A 21088-nucleotide genomic window follows, 5' to 3' on the forward strand; every position below is an offset into this window, starting at 1 on the left:
CGACATACCCTTTCTCCACGCGTATTGGGGAAATTAGGGCTTATTTGGAGACACCCGCGTGTAAGAGCCTGAAATATGCATTCCGCTCGTTAGCCTGTCGCACTGTCAGCGGACACCACACGAGCAGGAGGCTTTCACGCTATGGGTCATCGGAGATCGCTGCCCGTCGGTGCGGCGCTGATGTCAGGAATCCTGTCGATCGCCATGCCCGGCCCGGCCGCGCACGCCGCCTCGCCGCCGACCGCGCCCACCATCACCGAGCCCGGCGCGGACAACACGCTGGTCAGCGCGGCGGACGTGCACATGGAGGCGGCGCCGTTCAGCGACCCGGACGGCGACGCGCACCTGTGCAGCGAGTGGGAGATCAGCACCGGCGGTGAGCGGATCTGGGCCAGCGGCTGCACCGGCGGCGTGCTGCGCAACCACATCCACATGGGCGACGGCGTGTTCGAGAACTCCCATGCCGGTCGCGGTGACCTGATCCCCGACAAGGACTACGAGCTGCGGGTCCGGTTCAAGGACAGCAGCGGCGACCCGGGCACCGAGTGGAGCGCCTGGACCGAGCGGCCGTTCCGCACCGCCAAGGAGCTCAAGCCGCGGCCCGACGCGCCGGAGTGGGTCGTCAAGCAGGACGGCTACAAGGTCGAGGAGGTGGCCGGGGGCTTCTCGCTGCCGGTCAACATCGCCATGGTGCCCGGCCACGTCGCCGACCCGAGCAAGCCGATGTTCTACGTGACCGAGCTGTACGGCAAGATCAAGGTGGTCAAGGCCGACTACTCGGTGTCCACCTACGCCGACGACCTGCTCAACTACGACCCGTCCAAGGTCTTCCCGGGCAGCGGCGAGATGGGCCTGGCCGGTCTGGTCATGGACCCGGCGTCGGGCGACCTGTTCGCGTCCATGGTGTACAAGGACGGCAGCAACTACTACCCGAAGGTCGTCCGCTTCCACAGCACCGACGGCGGCAAGACGGCCTCGTCGAAGAAGACGATCCTCGACCTCGACGACGAGCCGCAGAGCGCCTCGCACCAGATCTCCAACCTGAGCATCGGCCCGGACGGCAAGCTCTACGTGCACCTCGGCGACGGCTTCGAGCCCGACACCGCGCAGGACAAGGACTCGGCCCGGGGCAAGGTGCTGCGGCTGAACCTGGACGGGTCGGTGCCCAGCGACAACCCGTTCTACAACGACGACGACGGCATCAGCGCCCGCGACATGATCTTCGCGTACGGCCTGCGCAACCCGTTCGGCGGCGGCTGGCGGGCCAGCGACGGCCAGCACTACTCCGTCGAGAACGGCCCCGGCGCCAACGACCGCCTCGCCCGCATCACCAAGGGCACCGACTACGGCTGGGGCGGCAGCGTCAACGACATGAAGAAGAACGCGCTCTACTACTGGGAGCGCACGCACGCGCCGGTGAACATCACCTTCACCGAGCAGAGCGACCACCACGCGGGCGGCTTCCCCGAGGACAAGTGGGGGCACGCGTTCGTCTCCGAGAGCGGCCCGACGTACGCCACCGGCCCGCAGGAGAAGGGCAAGCGCATCGTCGAGTTCTCGTTCAACGGCGACGGGTCGGTCTCGGCCCCGAAGACGCTGGTCGAGTACAACGGCGGCGGCAAGACCACGGTCGCCGGCCTTGCCGTCGGCCAGGACGGCCTCTACTTCACCGGCCTGTACCCCGACAGCGGCGACCCGACGAAGGCCGGCGCGAAGATCTACCGGGTGCGCTACGCGCCGCAGCAGGCAGCGTCCCCGGTCATGATCTACGGCGACCGCGACTTCAAGGGCTCCTTCCAGGCGCTCGGCGCGGGCGTGCACGACAACGCCGCCGGTGAGCTGGGCTCGGTCGGCAACGACAAGATGAGCTCGCTCAAGGTCGGCCCCGGCTACCGCGTCGTGGTGTGCCAGGACGACACCTCCCAGGGCCGCACCAACGCGCTGAACCTCGGCGCGTGCCGCTACTACGGCCCCGGCCAGCACGAGTTCGTCGGCACGGACCTCAACGACAAGGCGTCGCTGATCGCCGTCCTGGGCGGCCCGGCCAAGGGCAAGGGCGTCACGGCGTACACCGGGACGAACTTCTCCGGCGACTCCCAGGGACTCGGCGTCGGCGGCTTCGAGGCCAGCGTCGGCGAGCTGAACCAGGTCGACACCGATACCAGCTCGATGAAGGTGGCCACCGGGCACGAGGCGCTGGTCTGCCAGCACGACCGCGACGCGGGCGTCAACAGCGGCCAGGTCGGCCCGTGCCGGTACTTCACCGCCGGCGACCACGCGGCGATCGGCGACAACTTCGAGGACAACGTGCACCTGATCGCGGTCGGCGGCCCGGCCGTGACCGTGTACGAGGGGGCCGCGCTGACCGGCGTGTCCCAGCAGTTCACGCCCGGCATCCACCAGGCATGGCAGGGCAACCTGAACGTCGTCGGCAACGACGCGATCACGTCGTTCCGGGTGGAGCCGGGCTACCGGTTCGTGGCGTGCAGCAACGACGGCAAGAACTTCTCCAACAAGGGCGACCTCGGCCCCTGCCGGACGTTCGGCGCGGGCGACCACACGCTGCAGGGCAGCACGCTCGACAACAAGATCTCCCTGATGGCGGTGCTGGCCGGGCCGAGCAACGGCGCGCGCATGACGGTCTACCGCGACCGCGACTTCAAGGGCGTCTACAACAAGTACGGCATCGGCATCTACGAGTCGGCGGAGATCGGCCCGGTCGGCAACGACAAGATCAGCTCGCTGAAGGTGGCGGCCGACCACGAGGCCGTGGTGTGCCGCCACGACAGCGCCAAGGGCGAGGCCGACATCAACCCGTGCCGCCTGTACGTCGCCGGCGACCACAAGTACGTCGGCGCCGACCTCAACGACGACATCTCCCTGGTCGCGATCTCGAAGTGAACCCTGCTCGAAGCGCCGCCGGCCCTCGGGCCGGCGGCGCTTCGGCGTCCTGCGCGACAGGACACGACGCCCGCCATGAACGTGCGCCCGGTCGGCCGCCTCCGCGCCTCGGCCTTGGCGGGTGCCTACCTCGCGTTGCGGCTACATCTATTTTGATGTGAGCACATCAAAATAGATGTAGCCGTGTTCTCGACGATCCTCTGCCGGCCGCCGTACCTGCACAAGATCGCTCAACCTGCCCGGCATCTGTGCGTATCTTGCGCCCGCTTACCCGCACCTGCCTTGCAAGTCGAGCGATCTTGGTGCGCCGCGCTCGGGCCGGGCGTGCCTCGGGCGATCCCGACGGCGCGCGGCGTCACCGGAGGCCGAGGAACTCCGGGGCGGCGAGCAGGTTGCGGGTCAGCTCCTCGACCAGGGGAGACTGCTTGCCGCGGCGGGTGATCAGGCCGATGTAGCGGGTCGGGGCGGGGGCACGCAGGGTCAGCACGGACACACCGGGCGGTGGCCCGGCCAGCGCGACCGACGGGATCAGGCCGATGCCGACCCCGGCCGCGATCAGCGACACCGCGAACCCGTAGTCGGTGGTGCGGCAGGAGACGTTGACCTCGAAACCGGCGATCGCAGCGTATCCGTCGAGCAGTTCGCCGACGCTGACGCAGCCCTGCACCCACCGCTCGCCCGACAGCTCGGCGAGGTCGACCTCGCCGAGCCCGGCAAGCCGGTGCCCGGCGGGCACCACGATCCGCATCGGATCGTCGAGCAGCGGTGTCCAGGCCAGCCCGGACCGGTCACCCGGCCGCACCGGGGGAGGGCCGTCGAAGTGGTACACCAGCGCCAGCTCCGCCCGGCCCTCGCGGACCAGGGCCAGGCTCTCCTCGGTCTCGCTCTCCAGCACCGTCAGCTCGGCCCGCGGGTGCGCCGCGGCGAACCCGGTCAACGCCGGCGGGAGCAGCAACTGCCCGCCGCTGATGAAGGTGGCGACCGCGAGCCGCTCGGCCCGGCCCTGGGCCAGCCGCGTGATGCGCTCCTGCGCGTGGACCAGCTCGGCGAGCACCACGTCGGCGGACTCGACCAGCACCCGGCCCGGGTCGGTGAGGGTGGTGCCCCGAGTGGTGCGCTCCACTACCGGCGTGCCGAGGCTGCGTTCCAGGGCGGCGATCTGCTGGGACACCGCCGACGGCGTGAGCAGGAGCGCCGCCGCCGCGCCGCTGAAACTGCCGTGCTCGGCCACCTCGCGCAGGATGCGCAGCCGCTGTACGTCGATCATTAGAACCTCTGCAAGCCGCGTAAGGAAGTCATCACTACCGCTAACAACTCTAGCGCGCGAGGCTGAACACATGAAGCGTCAAGCCTGGGTCCTGCTGGCCGCGATGTCGGTGCTCTGGGGCATCCCGTACCTCTTCATCAAGATCGCGCTGACGGAGCTGTCGCCGCCGGTCGTCGTACTCGGACGCACCCTCATCGCCGTGGCGGTGCTGCTGCCGCTGGCCCACCGGCGCGGGGCGCTGGCCGCGCTGCGGGGGAGGTGGACCGCGATCGGGGCGCTGTCGCTGCTGCACGTCGTCGCGCCGCAGCTGCTCATCACGTACGGCGAGGTCCACATCAGTTCGTCGCTGACCGCGCTGCTGCTGGCCTCGCAGCCGCTGGTCATCGCCGTGCTGGCCGTGCGCTTCGACGCCTCCGAGCGCGCCGGCGCCCGCAAGCTGCTGGGGCTGCTCGTCGGCCTCGTCGGGGTGGCCGCGGTGGTCGGCTTCGACCTCGGCGGCGGCGACGGACTGGAACTGCTCGGCGCGGGCCTGGTCCTGCTCGCCGGGGTGTCCTACGCGGGGGCCACCACGCTGGTGAAGAAGAAGCTGTCGGACGTGCCGCCGCTGGGCGTGGTCGTCGGCACCACCGGCATCGCCAGCGTGCTGCTCCTGCCCGCAGGCCTGCTGTCGGCCCCCGCGACCCTGCCCGGCCTGGAGGCCTCGGCCGCCGTGCTCGCCCTCGGCCTGCTCAGCACCGCCCTGGCGTTCCTGGTCTACTACAAACTCATCGCCCTGGCCGGAGCCGGCTCCGCCGCCCTGGTCTCCTACACCAGCCCCGCCGTCGCGGTCGGCCTCGGCGTACTCCTGCTCGCCGAACCCCTCACCCCCGCCACGGTCCTCGGCTTCGCCCTCATCCTCCTCGGCTCCTGGCTCTCCACCCGCAAACCCACCCCCCACCCCCACCCTCACCCCACCGCCCTCCGCCACCCCGCCCTCACGCGTTGATCATGAACTTATGGCACGGCTGAACGGCGTGTCGGCGACCTAACTTCATGATCGATCAGGCCCCTCATCCAGCTCGGATGAGGGGCCTGATCGATCATGAAGTTGTGGCCAGGACACACCGTCGAACCGTGCCATAAGTTCATGATCAACGCGTCGGGGCGGGGCGGGGCGGCGGCCCGGGGGCCCGGTGGGTCAGGCGGTGCGGGCGGCGGCGCGGGCCTGGTGGGCGGCGCGCTTGTCCTCGAAGCGGGAGGCGGCGGTGTTGAGTTTGGCGAGGACCTCGACGAGTTCCTCGCGGATGCGCTCGCCCTCGGCGGACAGGCCGGTGCGCTCCAGGACCTTGAGCTGGCGCAACACGGGCATGACCACCTCGTCGTGATGGATGCGCAGGTCGTAGATGCCGGCCATGGCGATCTGCACCGACTTGCGGCCGAAGTTCTCGATGGTGTGGCCGGGCATCTGGAACGACTTGACCACCCGCAGGATCGCTTCCATGGTCGCGTTCGGGACCAGCTCGAACGCGGCCATCAGCAGGTTGCGGTAGAAGAGCATGTGCAGGTTCTCGTCGTTGGCGACCTTGGCCAGCAGCGCGTCGCAGATCGGGTCGCCGCTGACGCGCCCGGTGTTGCGGTGCGCGACGCGGGTGGCGAGTTCCTGGAAGGAGACGTACGACAGGGAGCCGAGCACGTCGGGGTGGTCGGCGGTGAAGCCGGTCTCCATGTGCGTCATGCGCGCCCGCTCCAGCGCGATCGGATCGACGGCGCGCGTGGTCAGCAGGTAGTCGCGGATCGCGGTGCCGTGCCGGCCCTCCTCGGCCGTCCAGCGGTGCACCCAGGTGCCCCACGCGCCGTCGCGGCCGTACAGCGTCGCGATCTCGTGGTGGTAGCTGGGCAGGTTGTCCTCGGTGAGCAGGTTGACGATCAGCGAGGTGCGGGCGACCTCCGACAGCTTCGACTGGCTCGGGTCCCAGGCCTGGCCGCCGAGCGGGCCGTCGAAGTCGCTGCCCTGGCTCCACGGCACGTACTCGTGCGGGAACCACTCCTTCGCGGTGGCCAGGTGGCGGTTGAGGTTGGTCTCCACCACCGGCTCAAGTTCGCGCAGCAGTACCAGGGTGTCGGTGGTTTCGGTCGTCAACGAAGTCCTCCTGAGATGGGCTGGTAACTACGGTACCGTAACCTACGGCACCGTAACTAGTCCTCGTCCTCGGAGTCTTTTGCCTGCTCGGGGGCGGGAGCGGTGCCGCCGAGGTGGGCGGGCAGCCACCAGGAGTCCTCGGGGCCCTGGGGTTTGTCCGGATACTCCTGCTGTGCCCGGTCCAGCAGCGCCTGCATCCGCCGGTGCAACTCGGTGGTGACGATGTCGGACTTGTCCCGCTTGCTGGGATACATCGGCTCGCCGACCAGGATCGTCACCGCCACGTGGCGCTGGTAGAGCTTGCGCGGCCGCCCCTTCGTCCACAGGCGCTGCGGGCCCCACAGCGCCATCGGGATCAGCGGCACGCCGGCGGCCGCGGCCATCCGCCCCGAGCCGCCCTTGAGCTCCTTGACCGTGAACGACTGGCTGATCGTCGCCTCGGGGAAGACGCCGATGACCTCGCCCTCCTTCAGCGCTTCCAGCGCCGCCTTGTACGACGACAGCCCCGCCTCGCGGTCCACCGAGATGTGATGCATCCCACGCATCAGCGGCCCCGCGACCCGGTTGGCGAAGATCTCCTGTTTCGCCATGAACCGGACGAGCCGCTTCGACGGCTGCGCGGCGAACCCGCACAGGATGAAGTCCAGGTAGCTGATGTGGTTGCAGGCGATGACCGCGCCCCCGGTGGTGGGCACATGCTCGGCTCCCTGCACGTCGATACGCAGGTCAAGAACGCGGAATGCGGTCTTCGCGAGGGCGATCACGGGCGGGTATACGCGGTCCGACATGGCGTAACAGTAGAGCCCGCGCCCGGACGCTCCGACGGCGCGGCAGCCCCCACAGCGTCAGCGCCGCCGCCGCGAGCAGCAGCCCCGCCCCCGCGAACGCAGGGCCGGGCCCGTACGCGGCGGCAAGCGCTCCCAGTGCGACCGACCCCGCGGCCGCACCGAGTTGCAGCAGCAGCGACTGCACCGACAGCACCGTGGCCCGCTCCGCCGCCTCGACCCGGTCGTGCAGCAGCCGCCCGACCGGCGCCACCGCCGCCCCCAACCCCAGGAACATCAGCAGGTACGCCGCACCGGCCGCGACCATGCCGAGCCACCCGGAAAGCGCTGCCGTGCCGGCGAGCCCGGCCAGCCCCAGCGCCGCCAGCACCGAGCCGGCACACGCGGCCCGTCCCGGCGAGCCGAGCCACCTGGTCAGCGGCACCCCGAGCGCGCTGCCGGCCGCGTCCGCCGCGAAGCCGACCGCCGCGACGAGCGCGTACGCCAGCACGCCGCGGCTCGCCCCGCCCGACAGCACCGCCATCCAGGCAGGTGTGAGCAGCTCGATGACCGCCAGGCCGGTGCCCGTCGCAGCGGCCACCACCAGCACCCGCACCAGCACGTGGTCGCGCCCGGCCAGCCGCAGGCCCGCCGTGACGGTCGCCGGCACGCCGCGCAGCACCGCCCCGAACTCCGGGCGGGGCCCCCGCGCCTCCGGCATCGCGAACACGACGACCAGCAGCAGCGCCAGCTCGCCGACGGCCGCGAGCAGCACCGGCACCGCGAGCCCGGAGCCTTGTGACGCCGCGCCAGGCCAGGCGAACGGAATGACGCCGCCGGCGAGCACGCCGATACCGAGTGCGGCCGATGCGGCCACCGCCCCGCGGGCGAGGCCCGGTCCCAGGTCCGCGTCGCTCCCCTCGGCCGCGTGCACCGCGTCGACGTACCAGGCCTCGGCCGGGCCGGAGGAGAGCGCACGGGCCACCCCGCGCAGCACCGCGGACAGCACCAGCAGCCACACCGCCTCGGTGAGGCCGAGCAGGGCCAGCCCGGCCAGCCCCGCCGCGGCGGAGGCGACGAGCACCGGGCGACGGCCCAGCACATCGGACAGCCCGCCGGTCGGCAGTTCCAGCGCCATCACGGAGATCCCGTACACCGCGCCGATCGCCGCGATCTCGCCCAGGCTGAGCCCGTGCTCGAGCAGCAGCAGCACCAGGGGCGCGGTGTAGAGCCCGGCGGGCAGCCAGGTCAGGAAGGTGATCAGCACGTACCGGCGGCCCGCCGTGTCCGCGGTGATCATGAGCGGTCCCCGAGGCGGGGCAGGCCGGACACGACGATGCTGACGGGGCGGGCGGCCGGGTCGCCGGCGTCCTGCGCGGCCAGCTCGTCGACGTGCGCGTAAAACCGCTCCCACAGCGTGTTCAGCGAGGCGGGCGTGAGCCGCGGGAGCAGGTCGCCGACGCCGGACGCCTCGACCCACTCGTCGGACAGCGTGCTCAGCGCGGCCTCGTACGCCACGACGTCCCTGATCAGGATGTCGACCTGCTGGCGGCGCATCACCGCGGACGCCTCGCGGCCCTCCGCGGTGGCGGCCATGTCGACGGCGCTCCAGTCGTTGACATGGTGGACGGCCTGCCAGCGCCGGGCACGCGGGTGGCCCGGGTCGCCGGCCTCGGCGATGAATCCGTACTGCTCTAGTTTGCGCAGGTGGTAGCTGGTGGACCCGGTATCGGTGTCGAACCGGTGCGCCAGCTCGGTGGCCGTGGCCGGCCCGTGCTCGCGCAGTGCCCCCAGCAGCCGCGCCCGCAGCGGATGGGCGAGCGCCTTGAATTCTTCGATCTCGCCGACCCGGCGCACGCCGTCACTTTGATTCATGCTGAGCACGCTAGCCTTGCAGAACTTTCTTTGCAAACAAAATTCTGCAAGGCTCCTGATCATCAGAGTGGCTTGCCTGGTGTGCGAATCTTGAAGCCGAATACCGCCAGGTGCCTGGCAAGTCGGGCGATCATGGCCGGGTGGGGCGCCACCGAACCTGCGGCGCCGGGCCGAGGCGCGATACGGTGGCTGCGGGATCCGTGAGACAGGGGAGGTGGACGTGGCCGTCGTGGTCGCGATCAGCGGCTCGCCGTCACCGACCTCGCGGACCGCGCGGGTGCTGGCCAACGTGGCCGGAGCGCTCGACGCCGAGATCGACACGATCGCCGTGCGCGACCTGCCCGCCGAGGTCCTGCTCGGCTGCGACCCGTCGCATCCGGTGATCCTCGACATCGCCGAGCGCCTGGCCGCGGCCGACGGCGTCATCGTCGCGACGCCGGTGTACAAGGCCGCCTACAGCGGCATCCTCAAGGCGCTGCTCGACCTGCTGCCGCAGTACGCCCTCGCGGGCAAGACGGTGCTGCCCCTGGCCACCGGCGGCACCGTCGCACACGTGCTGGCCATCGACTACGCGCTGCGGCCCGTGCTGACCACCATGGGCGCGACCCACGTGCTGCCCGGCTACTTCGTGCACGACCAGCTCATCAGTGACGGCCCCGACGGCGACGTCGTCATCGCCGAGCCGGCCCGCACCCTGCTGGACGGCGTCGTCGCCGCCTTCGCGGCCGCGCTGACCCCGAAGGTGCGCGCCTAGCGCCTCCCGGCATCGTGCCGCCAGTCGGCGACTACCTCGATGTGCAGGTCGGTCCAGTCGAGCTCCCGCCGAGGCCGCCAGTCGTCGACCGATACGCAGTGGTGCGGCGCGCCGCAGCTGCTGCCTGTGCCCGCCTGCGGGCCCTCGGCCAGCCGTCGCAGGCAGTGCCCCCAGTCGCGGAACGCGACCGTGCTGCCGACGATGAACACCGTCCGCCCCGACAGCTCGATGCGCAGGTGGTCGCGCTGCTCGGCGTACCCGCGGGCGTCGTGGTCGACGTCGGAGTAGGCCGGCAGCACCCCGGGCGGGATCACCGCCGTGTGCGGCGTGCCGCCCCGCAGCCGCGCCCGCACCTGCTTCCACCGCGACAGCGGAAACTGCAGCCGGTGGTGCAGCAGCACCAGGTCGAACGACGCCGCTCCGGTCTCCGCGAACGGCGTGCGCGCGGGTGGCAGGGAGGTGCGCATCGGCAGGTGCACCAGCGAGTTCGGCGAGATCGTGGCCAGCGCCCACGCGGCGTGCATGACGGCGGCCGCCGTCCGGTCGGTGTACATCAGCAGGCAGTGCGGTCGGCGGTCACCACCGGCGGCGAACAGGGCCGCGCGGGGCAGCGGACGGTGCGGCCGCAGCACGCGGTAGGTCGACGGCCCGAGCCGCACCTCGTCGACGAGCGTCCGCAGTCTCATGCGGGGCCGCAGGGTCATCGCGCATGCCTGCCAGGGTGGCGTCGGCGCCGCGTGCCGTACAAGCGGATTCCGTCGCGACGCCCGCGAGCGCAAACCCGGTCGACGGCGACGGGCCGGTGCTGGATCATCCAGGCCATGACAGTGCCGACAAGGCAGATCCGGGCGCTGCACGACGACGAGACCGTCACCGTCTACCAGGCGTACCGGCCGGAGATCGGTGACGCCGCGGCCGGGCTGGGGCGCTTCCCGGACTGGTACCGCCGCGACCGGATGACCTGGATCAAGCCGTCCTTCCTGTGGATGATGTATCGCTGCGGCTGGGCCACCAAGGAGGGCCAGGAGCGGGTGCTCGCCATTCGTCTGCGCCGCGCCGGCTTCGACGCCGCCGTACGACAGGCCGTGCCGAGCCATCACGACCGCGACGTGTACCCCGACCAGGCGACCTGGCAGCGGGCCTTGAAACGCTCCCCGGTGCGTGTGCAGTGGGACCCCGAGCGCGACCTGCACCTGCGCCCGCTGGCGTACCGCGCGATCCAGATCGGCCTGTCCGGCACGGCGGTCGACGGCTACGTCGACGACTGGACCGTCGCCATCACCGACGTGACCCCGCTGGCCCGCGAGATCCACGCCCTGGTCCAGTCACGAAACCTGCTCCAAGCCACCCTTCTGCTGCCCGACGAGCAACCCTACGAGCTGCGGATCTAGATGATTTGTGGTCGCTGGAGCGACAACAAATCATCTAGATCCGTTCGCGGCGGCCGCCACAGCGGCGCGATGCTGGAGAACTCCGCCTACGGCGACGCCGTCGGCGGGAGCGGACTCTAGAAGTCGTACACCGTCGTCGGCACTCCTGCGGCGAACAGCGTCTCCCGCACGAGCGGCTCGATGCGCTCCCAGCGGCCGCCGGCCAGGCCGCAGCCGATGCGCGGCATGTGCACGGACGCGCCGAGCCGGGACGCGTGTCCGGCGAGGGTACGCAGGCAGGACTCGACGGCCTCGTACCGGATCGGCGGCCCGGAGCTGCCGGTCTTGATGCCGCGCTGGGCGACCATGTTCGCGACCCAGGTGTCCGGCAGCACCTGCACCAGGCGCACCGCGCCGAGGCCGAAATCGTTGCGGGCCCGCTCGCGGTGCCAGCGGCGGAAGTCGCGTTCCGGTTCCGGCCACCGCCGGGAGATCGCCAGCACGAAGCCCTTGCCCCAGCCGCCGATGTCGTTGCACACGTGCGCGATCACCTTCGGTCCCTTGGCCTGCGGGCTGGTCGCGTCGCCCTTGACGATCGTCAGCGTGGTCACGGTGGGCATCATGCCGCCGGGGTGCGACACCGGTCGACCGAAATCGTGACGCGCGGCGGGCCCGCGCTGGGCGACACTGGCGGGCATGTCACCTCGCAGCGTCACCGACCTCGTCACCCTCGCCGAGCGCGGGCGGCGGGTGAAGTATCTGATGTTCTGGGGGCACCAGCCGAACACCGACGGGAGCATCGGCCCGAGCTGCCTGAGCCAGTGGTGGGAGGCCCCGTTCACGGTCGACGGGCTGAGTTTCGCGACCGCCGAGCACTACATGATGTGGCGCAAGGCGACCCTGTTCGGCGACACCGACGCCGCCCGGCGGGTGCTCGCGGCCGGCCACCCGCAGCAGGCAAAGGGCGTCGGGCGCGAGGTCCGCGGGTTCAGCCAGGCCGTCTGGGAACGGGAGCGGTACGCGATCGTGGTGGCGGGCAGCGTCGCGAAGTTCGGCCAGGACGAGGCGCTGCGGTCCTACCTGCTGTCGACGGGCGAACGAGTGCTGGTCGAGGCCAGCCCGGTGGACGCGATCTGGGGCATCGGCCTGTCGTCCCGTGACGGCGACGCGTGGCACCCGCAGCGCTGGCGCGGCCTGAGCCTGCTCGGGTTCGCACTGATGGAGGCCCGCGAGCAGCTCGCGTCCGGCTGAGGCGGCCACGCTGCGGGGTACGCGCCGGACGACGTATCCTCGCGCGATGTGCGTCTCGGCTGAACTCGCGGACTTCCGCGGCACGACCGTCTACGCGGGTCGCCGCAACCACCCGGTGCACGGGCGGATCGAGGTGTTCGGCTACCAGAACACCGCGGTGAACCTGGCGTCCGGCCCGAACGCGATGCTGCTGCACCTGCCCGGACGCCATCTCACCCCGGACAGCTTCATCGACGTCGGCCGCCACCGCGACGTGCTGGACCGGATGCTCGACGCGGTCGGGGGCGGCGCGGTGGCCGCCGACGGCATGGCGTGGATGGACGGCCCCGTCCCGCGGGCCCACGTCTTCGACCACGACGTCTACACGGTGGTGCTGGCCGACGACCCGATGGCCGTGTACGCGGCGCTGGAGCGCGTCCCCCCGCACCGGCGGCCGCCGGTGAGCCCGGACCTGTTCGAGTTCTACGCGCTGGCCTTCCCGCGTCACACCATCGCGCTGTGCTGCTTCGACAACCGCGACGCGCTGCGGGCGAAACCGCTGCTGCTCTGGTATGAGCCCATCGACCCGGACCGGATCGTGCTGCCCGCCGTGGACTGCCACACCGGCGGCGTGCCGCAGTTCGGCAGCCCGGTGCACCGCGACCACGTGGTGATCTTCGGGGTGGACGAGGCCGACGTTGCCGAGGACTGGGGGCGCAGCCCCGACCACCTGTACAGCGCGGTCATGGACTGGCCGCGCGACCTGCGGCACCGCCTGCGCGAGTTCCTGCCCGACCGGATCGTCGCCGCCGGAATCGACGGCCTGGACCGCCCTGACCTGCTGGCCAACGGCGACTTCGGCATCGACCTCGCCGCCCTGCTCGCCGACGAAGGCCTAGCCCGCCTCGACAGCCTCCACCTCGTCACCCCCTGACCCCGACCGTCCCACCTGCCGCAACTCTTAAAGTCGCGGTCTCCGAGGCGGCCTGATGCCGCGACTCTTCAAGAGTTGCGGCAAAGGGGCGCGGCAAAGGGCGGGTCAGGACGGGAAGGCGGGGAGGTGGCGGTCGCGGGCGGAGGTGAGGTGCTGGTGCATGGCGTCGGCGGCGGCGTCGGCGTCGCCCTTGGCGATGGCGGTGGCGATGCGCTTGTGCTCGCCGACGGTGTCGCCGGTGCCCGCCGACGGGAAGTAGATCCGGTGCAGGTGCAGGTGGGAGTGCAGCCGGATGATGGACTCGCGGAGCAGGCCGCTGCCGGAGACCTCGGCGACGAGGTCGTGGAAGCGGGCGTCGAGCGCGGTGAACGCGGCGTGGTTGCGGTAGCCGTCGCCGGCCTCGACGGCGGCGGTCGCGGCGGCCTCCTCGCGGACCCGGCGGCGCTGCTCGGCGTCGGCGTAGGTGGCGGCGCGGCGCGCGGCGGCGGGTTCCAGCAGCAGCCGCATCTCGAACAGCTCGTCGAACTCGGTGCGGGTGAGCAGGGGCGTCGTGGTGTAGCCGGACATCGCCCGCTTGCGTACCAGCCCGTCGGACTCCAGGCGGGCGAGCGCCTCCCGGACGGGGGTGGGGGAGACTTCGAGGGTACGGGCAAGACCGTCGATGCTCACCCGCTCGCCGGGAGCGATCGCATGCTCCATGATGAGGGTCTTGAGCGACTCGTAGACGTCATCGGTCAGCGTGAGCCGCTGCGCGGGCCGGATCCGGCCGGAGATGGGCGTAATGGCCATCGGACACCCCTTGACTGTCACCGTCGTGAGCGAGTACACCTTACCGATACGGCAATGATATAGGATCTATGATTCTTATGGACGTGACAGGGGGCAGACACGTGCGGATCGACGCGCACCACCACCTGTGGACCGCCGACTACGCCTGGCTGGCCGAACCCGGCCTGGAGCCGCTGCGCCGCGACTACACGGTCGAGGATCTGCGCCGCGAGCTGCCCACGGGCAAGGTCGACGCCACGGTGCTGGTGGAGGCCGGGCGATGCCGGCTCGACGAGACCGTGGGCTTCCTGGCGCTTGCCGCGGACACCCCCGAGATCGCGGGCGTGGTCGGCTGGGCCTCGCTGACCGATCCGGACCTGCCCGGCACCATCGCCGCGCTGCTCGACGGGGCCGGCGGCGACCTGCTGGTCGGCCTGCGGGACCAGGTCCAGGGCGTGACCGACCCCGGCTACCTGGCCCGCCCGGACGTTCGCGGCGCCCTGCGCGCGATCGGCTCCGCCGGACTCACCTTCGACCTCGTGGTGCGCGAGGACCAGCTCCCGGCCTGCGCCGCCGCCGTCGCGGCGGTGCCGAACACCATGTTCGTGCTCGACCACCTGGGCAAGCCGCGCATCACGCCGGACGGGCTGGGCGAATGGCGGGACGCGGTCGAGCCGCTCGCGGCGTGCGACAACGCGGCAGCCAAACTGTCGGGGCTGCTCACCGAGGCCGGTCCGGGCTGGACGATGGAGGCGATCGCGCCGTTCGTGGAGACCGCGCTGGAGCTGTTCGGCCCCGACCGGCTGCTGATCGGCTCGGACTGGCCGGTCTGCGAGCTGGTCGCCTCGTACGCCGACGCGCTGGCCGCGGTCGGTTCCTGCCTGTCGGGGCTGTCGCCCTCGGAGCGGGCCGCCGTGGCGGGCGGCACCGCGATTCGCACCTACGGTCTGGAGATCAATCAATGAAGTTCATGCGGGTCGGCGCCCCGGGCGCGGAGAAGCCGGTGCTGCTGTCCGGCGGCCGGCACTACGACCTGTCCGGGATCACCGGCGACATCGACGGCGCGTTCCTGGCCGGGGACGGCGTCGAGCGGGTCCGGGCGGCCGCGGCGGAGCTGCCCGAGATCGACGTCACCGGCCTGCGCGTGGGTGCACCGGTGGCCCGGCCGGGCGTGGTGCTGTGCGTGGGGCAGAACTACGCGGCGCACGCCGCCGAGTCCGGCGCGACGCCGCCGACCACCCCGATCGTCTTCTACAAGGCCCCGAACAGCGTCGTCGGCCCGTACGACGAGGTGCTGATCCCGCGCGGCTCGACCACCACGGACTGGGAGGTGGAACTCGCCGTGGTGATCGGGCGGCGGGCCCGCTACCTGGAGTCGCCCGCGCAGGCCCTCGACCACGTCGCCGGCTTCGTGCTGTCCAATGACGTGTCCGAGCGCGACTTCCAGCTGCACCAGTCCGGCGGGCAGTGGTCCAAGGGCAAGTCCTGTGAGACGTTCCAGCCGCTGGGCCCGTGGCTGGTCACCCCGGACGAGATCGCCGACGTGCAGGGCCTCGGGCTGCGCTCGTGGGTCAACGGCGAGGTCCGGCAGGACTCGAACACCAAGGACATGATCTTCGACGTGGCGTACCTGGTCTGGCACCTGTCGCAGTACACGGTGCTGGACCCGGGCGACGTGGTGAACACCGGCACCCCGCAGGGCGTCGCGCTGTCCGGCCGGTTCCCGTACCTGGCCGCGGGCGACGTGGTCGAGGTCGAGATCGACGGCCTGGGCCGCCAGCGCGCCGTCATGGGCCAAGCCTGACGGGCGGCGACCCGGGGGCGGTGCGGGCGGCGGCGTCCCGCACCGCCCCCGTTCTTGTGTGTACTGCACGACAGTTTGCGGGACAGCAGGACTTGTGCTCCTTGCGTAACCTCTGGCGATCGGCTGTTCACAGAGAGCGGGGGCCACATGAGACAGTTCAGAATCGCCGCGGGCGCGGCGGCCACCATCGCGGCGCTGGTCGCGGCGCAGCTCGGCACGGTGTCACCGGCGGCCGCGGCCATCGGTTACGCCTCGATCTACTCCAGCGACCTGACCCGGGAGCTGCGGATGGCCTGCGACGGGCCGTCGCACGTCTTCGGCGCGGGCGGGCGCGGGCACACGAAGTCCGACTTCGACGGCGACTACTCCGAGGACATCGTGACCTTCGGGGTGAACCAGACCACCGGCAACCGGGTGGTGGTCGTCCAGCTCACCGCGCTGCGGTGCGTCTTCTACGGACCGGCGGCCGGGCTCGACTCCATCGTCTCCATGACGGCGGGCGACATCGACCACGACGGCTTCGACGACCTGGTGCTCGGCCTGGCGGGCCAGACCGCGGGCGCCGGCGGCGTCTGGGTCGTGCCCGGCCACCCGTCGGGCTTCGGCATCTCCTCCTCGGTGTACTGGGACCAGGACACCGCCGGTGTGCCGGGCCAGCGCAACGCCGGCGACGGATTCGGCTCGGCGCTGGCGCTCGGCGACATCAACGACGACGGGTACGCCGATCTCGCGGTCGGCGCACCGGGCGAGCAGGTGAGCACGTACCCGGGCGAGGGTGCGGTGACCGTGCTCTACGGCTCCGCCACCGGCCTGACCGCCACCGGCGCGCAGCGCTTCCACACCAGCCTGTCCACGGTGCCGGGCACGCCCGCCGGTCCAGGCGAGAACTTCGGCCGGGCGCTGGCGATCGGCGACGTCACCAATGACGGCAACGGCGACCTCGTGGTCGGCTCCGCGGTCGGCGGCGGCAACGTCATGCTGCTGAAGGGTGCGGACACCGGGATCACCACGACCGACGTCGACGCCTTCACCGGCGCGGAGGTGTCCACGGCGAACGTGACCGTGCACGGCTACGGCACCCGGCTGCTGGTCGCCGACGTCACCGGCGACGGCTTCGGCGACATCGTCGCGGGCACGCCGGACAGCGACGTCAAGGGCAAGGCCGGGGCCGGCGCGGTCGTCGTGCTGGAGGGCAGGGCCGGCGGCGTCCAGGCGACGGGCAAGCAGCTGCTCGTCCAGGGCAGCACGGCCGGCATCCCGGGCACCCCGACCGCGGGCGACCGCTTCGGGGCGTACGTCGCGGCCGGTGAGCTCACCGGCACCGCACCGATCGACCTCGCCATCGGCGCACCGGGCGAGGACATCGCCGCGCAGCCCGACGCCGGTGTCGTCGCGATCCTGCCGGGTCTGGCCACCCTCGGGGTGGGCGCCACGCAGATCAGCCTTTCCTCGATCAACATGGGCTCGCAGCCCAACGGCGAGTTCGGCCTGTGGCTGGCCGTGATCGACCGCTGGCACAACAACGCCCAGTTCGACCTGGTTGTCGGCCTGCCCGGCGCATCGGGCGGCACGCTGCCCCAGAACGGCATCGTTTACGCGTTCGAGGGTATGCCCGGCGGGCAGCAGTACGACGAGCTGTTCCTGGCTCACTATGTCCAGACGCCGACCGACGTCGTCCTGCAGCGCCTCGGCACGTCCTGACGCACGGCTGAAAGAAGAAGGCGGCGCGGTCCCCCTGTGTGGGGACCGCGCCGCCGGTCTTTGCGGCCCGGTCAGCGGACCAGGCGCAGGCCGCTCATGCCGCCGTCGACGGCGAGCGAGGTGCCCGTGGTCGCGCCGGAGCGCGGTGAGGCCAGGTAGGCCACGGCCTCGGCGACCTGGTCGGCGGTGACCAGGCGACCGGTGGGCTGGCGGGCGGCGAGCTTGCGCTTCTCCTCGGCCGGGTCGTCGGCCCCGGCCAGCAGCCGGGCCACCCAGGGCGTGTCGACCGTGCCGGGCGCGACGCTGACCACGCGGATGCCCTCGCTGACCAGGTCGGCGGCCATGGCCAGGGTCAGCGCGTGCACCGCGCCCTTGGTCGCCGAGTAGACGGCCCGGTTGACCAGGCCGGCGGTGGCGGCGATCGAGGAGATGTTCACGATCACGCCGCTCTTCGAGCCGCGCAGGTACGGCAGCGCGGCGCGGCTGGCGCGGGCGATGCCGACGACGTTGACGTCGAGGCAACGTCGCCATTCGTCGTCGGCGGCGTCCTCGACCGTGCCGACGGCGCTGATCCCGGCGCAGTTGACGAGGATGTCGAGGCTGCCCAGGCCGCCCATGACCCGGGCCATCGCCTCGTCTAGCGGCGCGGTGACGTCGGCCGTGACGGCCAGGTGCCGGCCGCCCTCGGCGGGGGTGCGGTCGAGCACGGCCACCGCCGCGCCGCGGTCGGCGAGCAGGTCGGCGACCGCCGCACCGATGCCCGACGCGCCACCGGTGACCGCGGCCACCAGACCTGCGAACTCAGTCAAAGGACTTCCCTCGTGGATAGCTCGCGAAGGCGAGAGAGTGGACAAGTCCCCACGTAGTGGGGAGGGTGCGCGGAAGCGTGTTTGCATGAACGGATGCCGTAAGGAGCCCGATCCGTGCTCTGAATTGGACAGTTTGGTAACCTGGTCACTGTGACCGGAGGGGTGAAACGGGCGTTCAAGTACCGCTTCTACCCGACCGATGTGCAGGCGGCGCAGCTGTCGCGAACGTTTGGATGCGTGCGCAAGGTTTACAACCTGGCCCTCGCTGCCCGCACCGCAGCGTGGAAGCAGCGGCAGGAACGCGTCGACTACTACGCCACATCGGCGATGCTCACCGCGTGGAAGGCCACTGAAGACCTGGCATACTTGAACGAGGTGGCAGCTGTGCCGCTGCAGCAAACCTTGCGGCATCTGCAGACCGCGTTCGCGAACTTCTTCGCCAAACGGGCCTGCTACCCCCGGTTCAAGTCCAAGCGCAGGTCCCGCCGATCGGCGGAGTACACCCTTAGCGCGTTTCGCTACCGCAATGGCCAGTTGACCTTGGCGAAGATGTCCGAGCCGCTGAAAGTTGTCTGGTCGCGTCCGCTCCCTGAGGGTGCGCGGCCGTCGACGGTGACTGTCAGCCAGGACGCGGCGGGACGTTGGTTCGTGTCGCTGTTGTGTGAAGATCCTCATGTGCAGCGGCTGGCTGCCAATGGTGTGGCACTCGGCATCGACGCGGGGATCGAGCATCTGCTGGCATTGTCCACCGGAGAGAAGATCTCCAACCCGAAGCATGATAACCGTGACCGCAGGCGCCTGGCCCGTGCCCAGCGAGAACTGGCTCGTAAAGCCAAGGGCGACGGCATGAATCGGGCCAAGGCAAGGCTCAAGGTTGCCCGTGTGTATGCCAGGATCGGCGACCGGCGGCGTGACTATCTGCATCAACTGACGACTCGTCTCGTGCGTGAAAACCAAACGCTCGTGATCGAGGATCTGTCTGTGCGCAACATGATCAAAAACCGAGGTCTGGCCCATGCTATCTCGGACGCGGCCTGGCGACAGCTGCGCACCATGCTTGAGTACAAGGCCGCATGGTACGGACGCAACTTGATCGTGGTTGACCGCTGGTTTCCCAGTAGCAAATTGTGCTCGGCGTGCGGAACTCTCGCTGACAGCATGCCGCTGAACGTACGGGCGTGGACGTGCAGGTGCGGGGCTGTCCACGACCGCGATGTCAACGCCGCGAAGAACCTTTTGGCCGCCGGGCTGGCGGTGTCGGCCTGTGGAGCCGGTGTAAGACCTCAACGGGAGTCCTCCCGGACGGGGCGGTCGGCAGTGAAACAGGAAACCCCACGGGCGACCGTGGGGATCCCGCGTCAGATGGGAGAGAAGTCAACTTTCCACTCCGGGCCGTCAGGGAAGCTGTAGCGAACTAAAGACTCCTCATGCATCCTGGCCGAGAACCCGGGTGCCTCGGGAGCGGCGTACCGGCCGTTCACGATGCGGACCGGGTCGGCGAAGTGCTCGTGCAGGTGGTCCACGTATTCGATCATCCGGCCGTCCAGGGAGGCGGCCACCGACGTGTAGTCGAAGAACGACAGGTGCTGCACCAGCTCGCACAGGCCCACCCCGCCCGCGTGCGGGCAGACCGGCTTGCCGTACGCCGCGGCGAGCAGCAGGATCGCCAGGTTCTCGTTGACGCCGCCGACCCGGGCGGAGTCGATCTGCACCACGTCGATCGCGTCGGCCTGCAGCAGCTGCTTGAACATGACGCGGTTGTGCACGTGCTCGCCGGTGGCCACCCGGATCGGCGTGCCGCCGGGCCCGGCCTGGGACAGTCCGGCGCGGATCGCGGCGTGGCCGAGGATCTCGTCGGGGCTGGTGGGCTCCTCGATCCAGTACGGGTTCAGGTGTCCCAGGGCGCTCACCCAGCCGATCGCCTCGCCGACGCCCCACCGCTGATTGGCGTCGATGCCGATCGGGAAGTCCGGCCCCAGCGCCTCGCGCGCCGCGGTGAACCGGCGCAGGTCGTCGTTCAGGTCCGCGCCGACCTTGAGTTTCACCATGGAGAACCCGTCGGCCACCGCGCGCAGCGCCCGCCGCGTCACCTTCGCGTCGTCGTAGCCGAGCCAGCCCGCCGAGGTGGTGTACGCCGGGAAGCCGGTGGCGGCGAGCTGCGCGGCCCGATCGGCGCGCCCCGGTGCCCGCTCGTCGAGCAGGTCGCGGGCGGCGTCGGGGGTCAGCGCGTCGGTGAGGTAGCGCCAGTCCACGCAGTCCACGATGGTGTCGGGGGACAGGCTGGTCAGGTAGCGCCACAGCGGCAGCCCCGCCCGGCGCGCGGCCAGGTCCCAGGCGGCGTTGAGGACCGCGCCGGCGGCCAGGTGCATGACGCCCTTCTCCGGGCCGAGCCAGCGCAGCTGGGAGTCGTGGGTGAGCCGGCGGCCGAACTCGCCGAGGTCCAAGGTGTCCAGATCCTGGCCGACCACGTACGGTCGAAGCGCTTCGATCGCCGCGGCGCAGACGTCGTTGCCCCGCCCGATGGTGAAGGTGAAACCGTGCCCGTCGGTGTCGCCGTCGGTGAGCAGTTCGACGTAGGCGGCCGAGTAGTCGGGGTCCGGGTTCATCGCGTCGGAGCCGTCGAGGTGGCGGGAGGTGGGGAAGCGGATGTCGCGTACGCGCAGATCAATGACCTTCATCGCGCCCCGCCCCGGGGTGGGCTGTGGTGGGTCGGCATGTGCTTGGCTCCTTCCGGCTACATCCTGGATCCTATAGGATCTAGCCTCAAGAGCAAGATGCCGTCCAGGGAGGAG

General features: G+C 70.9%; 20 protein-coding genes. 10 read left to right on the plus strand and 10 right to left on the minus strand.

What is annotated here, in order from left to right:
- The first annotated feature begins 180 nt into the window (after window positions 1–180).
- Window positions 181–2901, plus strand: a complete 2721-nt coding sequence (locus AB0B35_RS35520; RefSeq protein WP_361054300.1) for a PQQ-dependent sugar dehydrogenase — start codon at window positions 181–183, stop codon at window positions 2899–2901.
- Window positions 2902–3256: 355 nt separating this feature from the next.
- Here the strand turns inward: AB0B35_RS35520 and AB0B35_RS35525 are convergent, their stop codons facing one another.
- The gene (locus AB0B35_RS35525; protein WP_361054303.1) at window positions 3257–4168 is read right to left on the minus strand and encodes a LysR family transcriptional regulator; all 912 of its coding nucleotides are present in this window, start codon (window positions 4166–4168) and stop codon (window positions 3257–3259) included.
- A gap of 70 nt (window positions 4169–4238) precedes the next feature.
- Here AB0B35_RS35525 and AB0B35_RS35530 point away from each other — a divergent pair, with 70 nt between their 5' ends.
- The gene (locus tag AB0B35_RS35530; RefSeq protein ID WP_361054306.1) at window positions 4239–5153 is read left to right on the plus strand and encodes a DMT family transporter; all 915 of its coding nucleotides are present in this window, start codon (window positions 4239–4241) and stop codon (window positions 5151–5153) included.
- A gap of 192 nt (window positions 5154–5345) precedes the next feature.
- Here AB0B35_RS35530 and AB0B35_RS35535 read toward each other — a convergent pair whose 3' ends face one another.
- Genes AB0B35_RS35535 through AB0B35_RS35550 form a run of 4 tightly spaced genes read right to left on the minus strand, consistent with a single transcriptional unit; the run spans window position 5346 to window position 8926 of the window.
- Entirely contained in the window at window positions 5346–6287 is a 942-nt protein-coding gene (locus AB0B35_RS35535) for an acyl-ACP desaturase (RefSeq protein WP_361054309.1), read from the minus strand.
- Window positions 6288–6343: 56 nt separating this feature from the next.
- Window positions 6344–7075 (minus strand): lysophospholipid acyltransferase family protein, encoded by a 732-nt coding sequence (locus tag AB0B35_RS35540; protein ID WP_361054312.1) that lies wholly within the window; start codon window positions 7073–7075, stop codon window positions 6344–6346.
- Window positions 7014–8351 (minus strand): MFS transporter, encoded by a 1338-nt coding sequence (locus AB0B35_RS35545; RefSeq protein ID WP_361054315.1) that lies wholly within the window; start codon window positions 8349–8351, stop codon window positions 7014–7016. The genes AB0B35_RS35540 and AB0B35_RS35545 overlap by 62 nt, the downstream gene beginning before the upstream one ends.
- Window positions 8348–8926 (minus strand): helix-turn-helix domain-containing protein, encoded by a 579-nt coding sequence (locus AB0B35_RS35550; protein WP_361054318.1) that lies wholly within the window; start codon window positions 8924–8926, stop codon window positions 8348–8350. Before AB0B35_RS35550 ends, AB0B35_RS35545 begins: the two co-directional genes overlap by 4 nt.
- Before the next feature lie 220 nt (window positions 8927–9146).
- Here AB0B35_RS35550 and ssuE point away from each other — a divergent pair, with 220 nt between their 5' ends.
- Window positions 9147–9680, plus strand: coding sequence for an NADPH-dependent FMN reductase (gene ssuE / locus AB0B35_RS35555; protein WP_360528642.1), 534 nt, complete (start codon window positions 9147–9149; stop codon window positions 9678–9680).
- Here the strand turns inward: ssuE and AB0B35_RS35560 are convergent.
- Window positions 9677–10366 carry a hypothetical protein gene (locus AB0B35_RS35560; protein ID WP_361054321.1) on the minus strand — a complete coding sequence of 230 codons (690 nt, stop codon included), beginning with the start codon at window positions 10364–10366 and terminating at the stop codon, window positions 9677–9679. The two genes, ssuE and AB0B35_RS35560, sit on opposite strands and share 4 nt — an antisense overlap.
- Window positions 10367–10501: 135 nt before the next feature.
- On the opposite strand from AB0B35_RS35560, the gene AB0B35_RS35565 reads away from it, so the two are divergent.
- Entirely contained in the window at window positions 10502–11071 is a 570-nt protein-coding gene (locus AB0B35_RS35565) for a DUF4291 domain-containing protein (protein WP_361054324.1), read from the plus strand.
- Between the two features lie 116 nt (window positions 11072–11187).
- Here AB0B35_RS35565 and AB0B35_RS35570 read toward each other — a convergent pair whose 3' ends face one another.
- Window positions 11188–11670, minus strand: a complete 483-nt coding sequence (locus AB0B35_RS35570) for a macro domain-containing protein (protein WP_361054426.1) — start codon at window positions 11668–11670, stop codon at window positions 11188–11190.
- Window positions 11671–11746: 76 nt separating this feature from the next.
- Between AB0B35_RS35570 and AB0B35_RS35575 the strand changes: the two genes are divergently transcribed.
- Both AB0B35_RS35575 and AB0B35_RS35580 read left to right on the plus strand, forming a co-directional pair.
- Window positions 11747–12301, plus strand: coding sequence for an NADAR family protein (locus AB0B35_RS35575; RefSeq protein ID WP_361054327.1), 555 nt, complete (start codon window positions 11747–11749; stop codon window positions 12299–12301).
- A gap of 46 nt (window positions 12302–12347) precedes the next feature.
- A complete protein-coding gene (locus AB0B35_RS35580; RefSeq protein ID WP_361054330.1) occupies window positions 12348–13214 on the plus strand; it encodes a hypothetical protein in 867 nt (288 codons plus the stop codon).
- 105 nt (window positions 13215–13319) lie between these two features.
- Here the strand turns inward: AB0B35_RS35580 and AB0B35_RS35585 are convergent, their stop codons facing one another.
- Window positions 13320–14003 (minus strand): GntR family transcriptional regulator, encoded by a 684-nt coding sequence (locus tag AB0B35_RS35585; protein ID WP_361054333.1) that lies wholly within the window; start codon window positions 14001–14003, stop codon window positions 13320–13322.
- 83 nt (window positions 14004–14086) lie between these two features.
- Between AB0B35_RS35585 and AB0B35_RS35590 the strand changes: the two genes are divergently transcribed.
- From AB0B35_RS35590 to AB0B35_RS35600, 3 genes are all read left to right on the plus strand, one after another.
- The gene (locus tag AB0B35_RS35590; protein WP_361054336.1) at window positions 14087–14947 is read left to right on the plus strand and encodes an amidohydrolase family protein; all 861 of its coding nucleotides are present in this window, start codon (window positions 14087–14089) and stop codon (window positions 14945–14947) included.
- Window positions 14944–15786, plus strand: a complete 843-nt coding sequence (locus tag AB0B35_RS35595) for a fumarylacetoacetate hydrolase family protein (protein ID WP_361054339.1) — start codon at window positions 14944–14946, stop codon at window positions 15784–15786. Before AB0B35_RS35590 ends, AB0B35_RS35595 begins: the two co-directional genes overlap by 4 nt.
- Before the next feature lie 147 nt (window positions 15787–15933).
- The gene (locus AB0B35_RS35600) at window positions 15934–17487 is read left to right on the plus strand and encodes an FG-GAP repeat protein (protein ID WP_361054342.1); all 1554 of its coding nucleotides are present in this window, start codon (window positions 15934–15936) and stop codon (window positions 17485–17487) included.
- Window positions 17488–17558: 71 nt separating this feature from the next.
- Here AB0B35_RS35600 and AB0B35_RS35605 read toward each other — a convergent pair whose 3' ends face one another.
- Entirely contained in the window at window positions 17559–18296 is a 738-nt protein-coding gene (locus AB0B35_RS35605; RefSeq protein WP_361054345.1) for an SDR family oxidoreductase, read from the minus strand.
- A 150-nt stretch (window positions 18297–18446) separates the two neighbouring features.
- On the opposite strand from AB0B35_RS35605, the gene AB0B35_RS35610 reads away from it, so the two are divergent.
- A complete protein-coding gene (locus AB0B35_RS35610) occupies window positions 18447–19706 on the plus strand; it encodes an RNA-guided endonuclease TnpB family protein (protein ID WP_361054348.1) in 1260 nt (419 codons plus the stop codon).
- Here AB0B35_RS35610 and AB0B35_RS35615 read toward each other — a convergent pair.
- Complete coding sequence (locus tag AB0B35_RS35615) at window positions 19655–20974, minus strand: enolase C-terminal domain-like protein (protein WP_361054351.1); 1320 nt, start codon at window positions 20972–20974, stop codon at window positions 19655–19657. The genes AB0B35_RS35610 and AB0B35_RS35615 overlap by 52 nt on opposite strands.
- Window positions 20975–21088: the final 114 nt, after the last annotated feature.

Source organism: Catellatospora sp. NPDC049133 (assembly GCF_040648455.1).
Lineage (GTDB): Bacteria > Actinomycetota > Actinomycetes > Mycobacteriales > Micromonosporaceae > Catellatospora > Catellatospora aurea.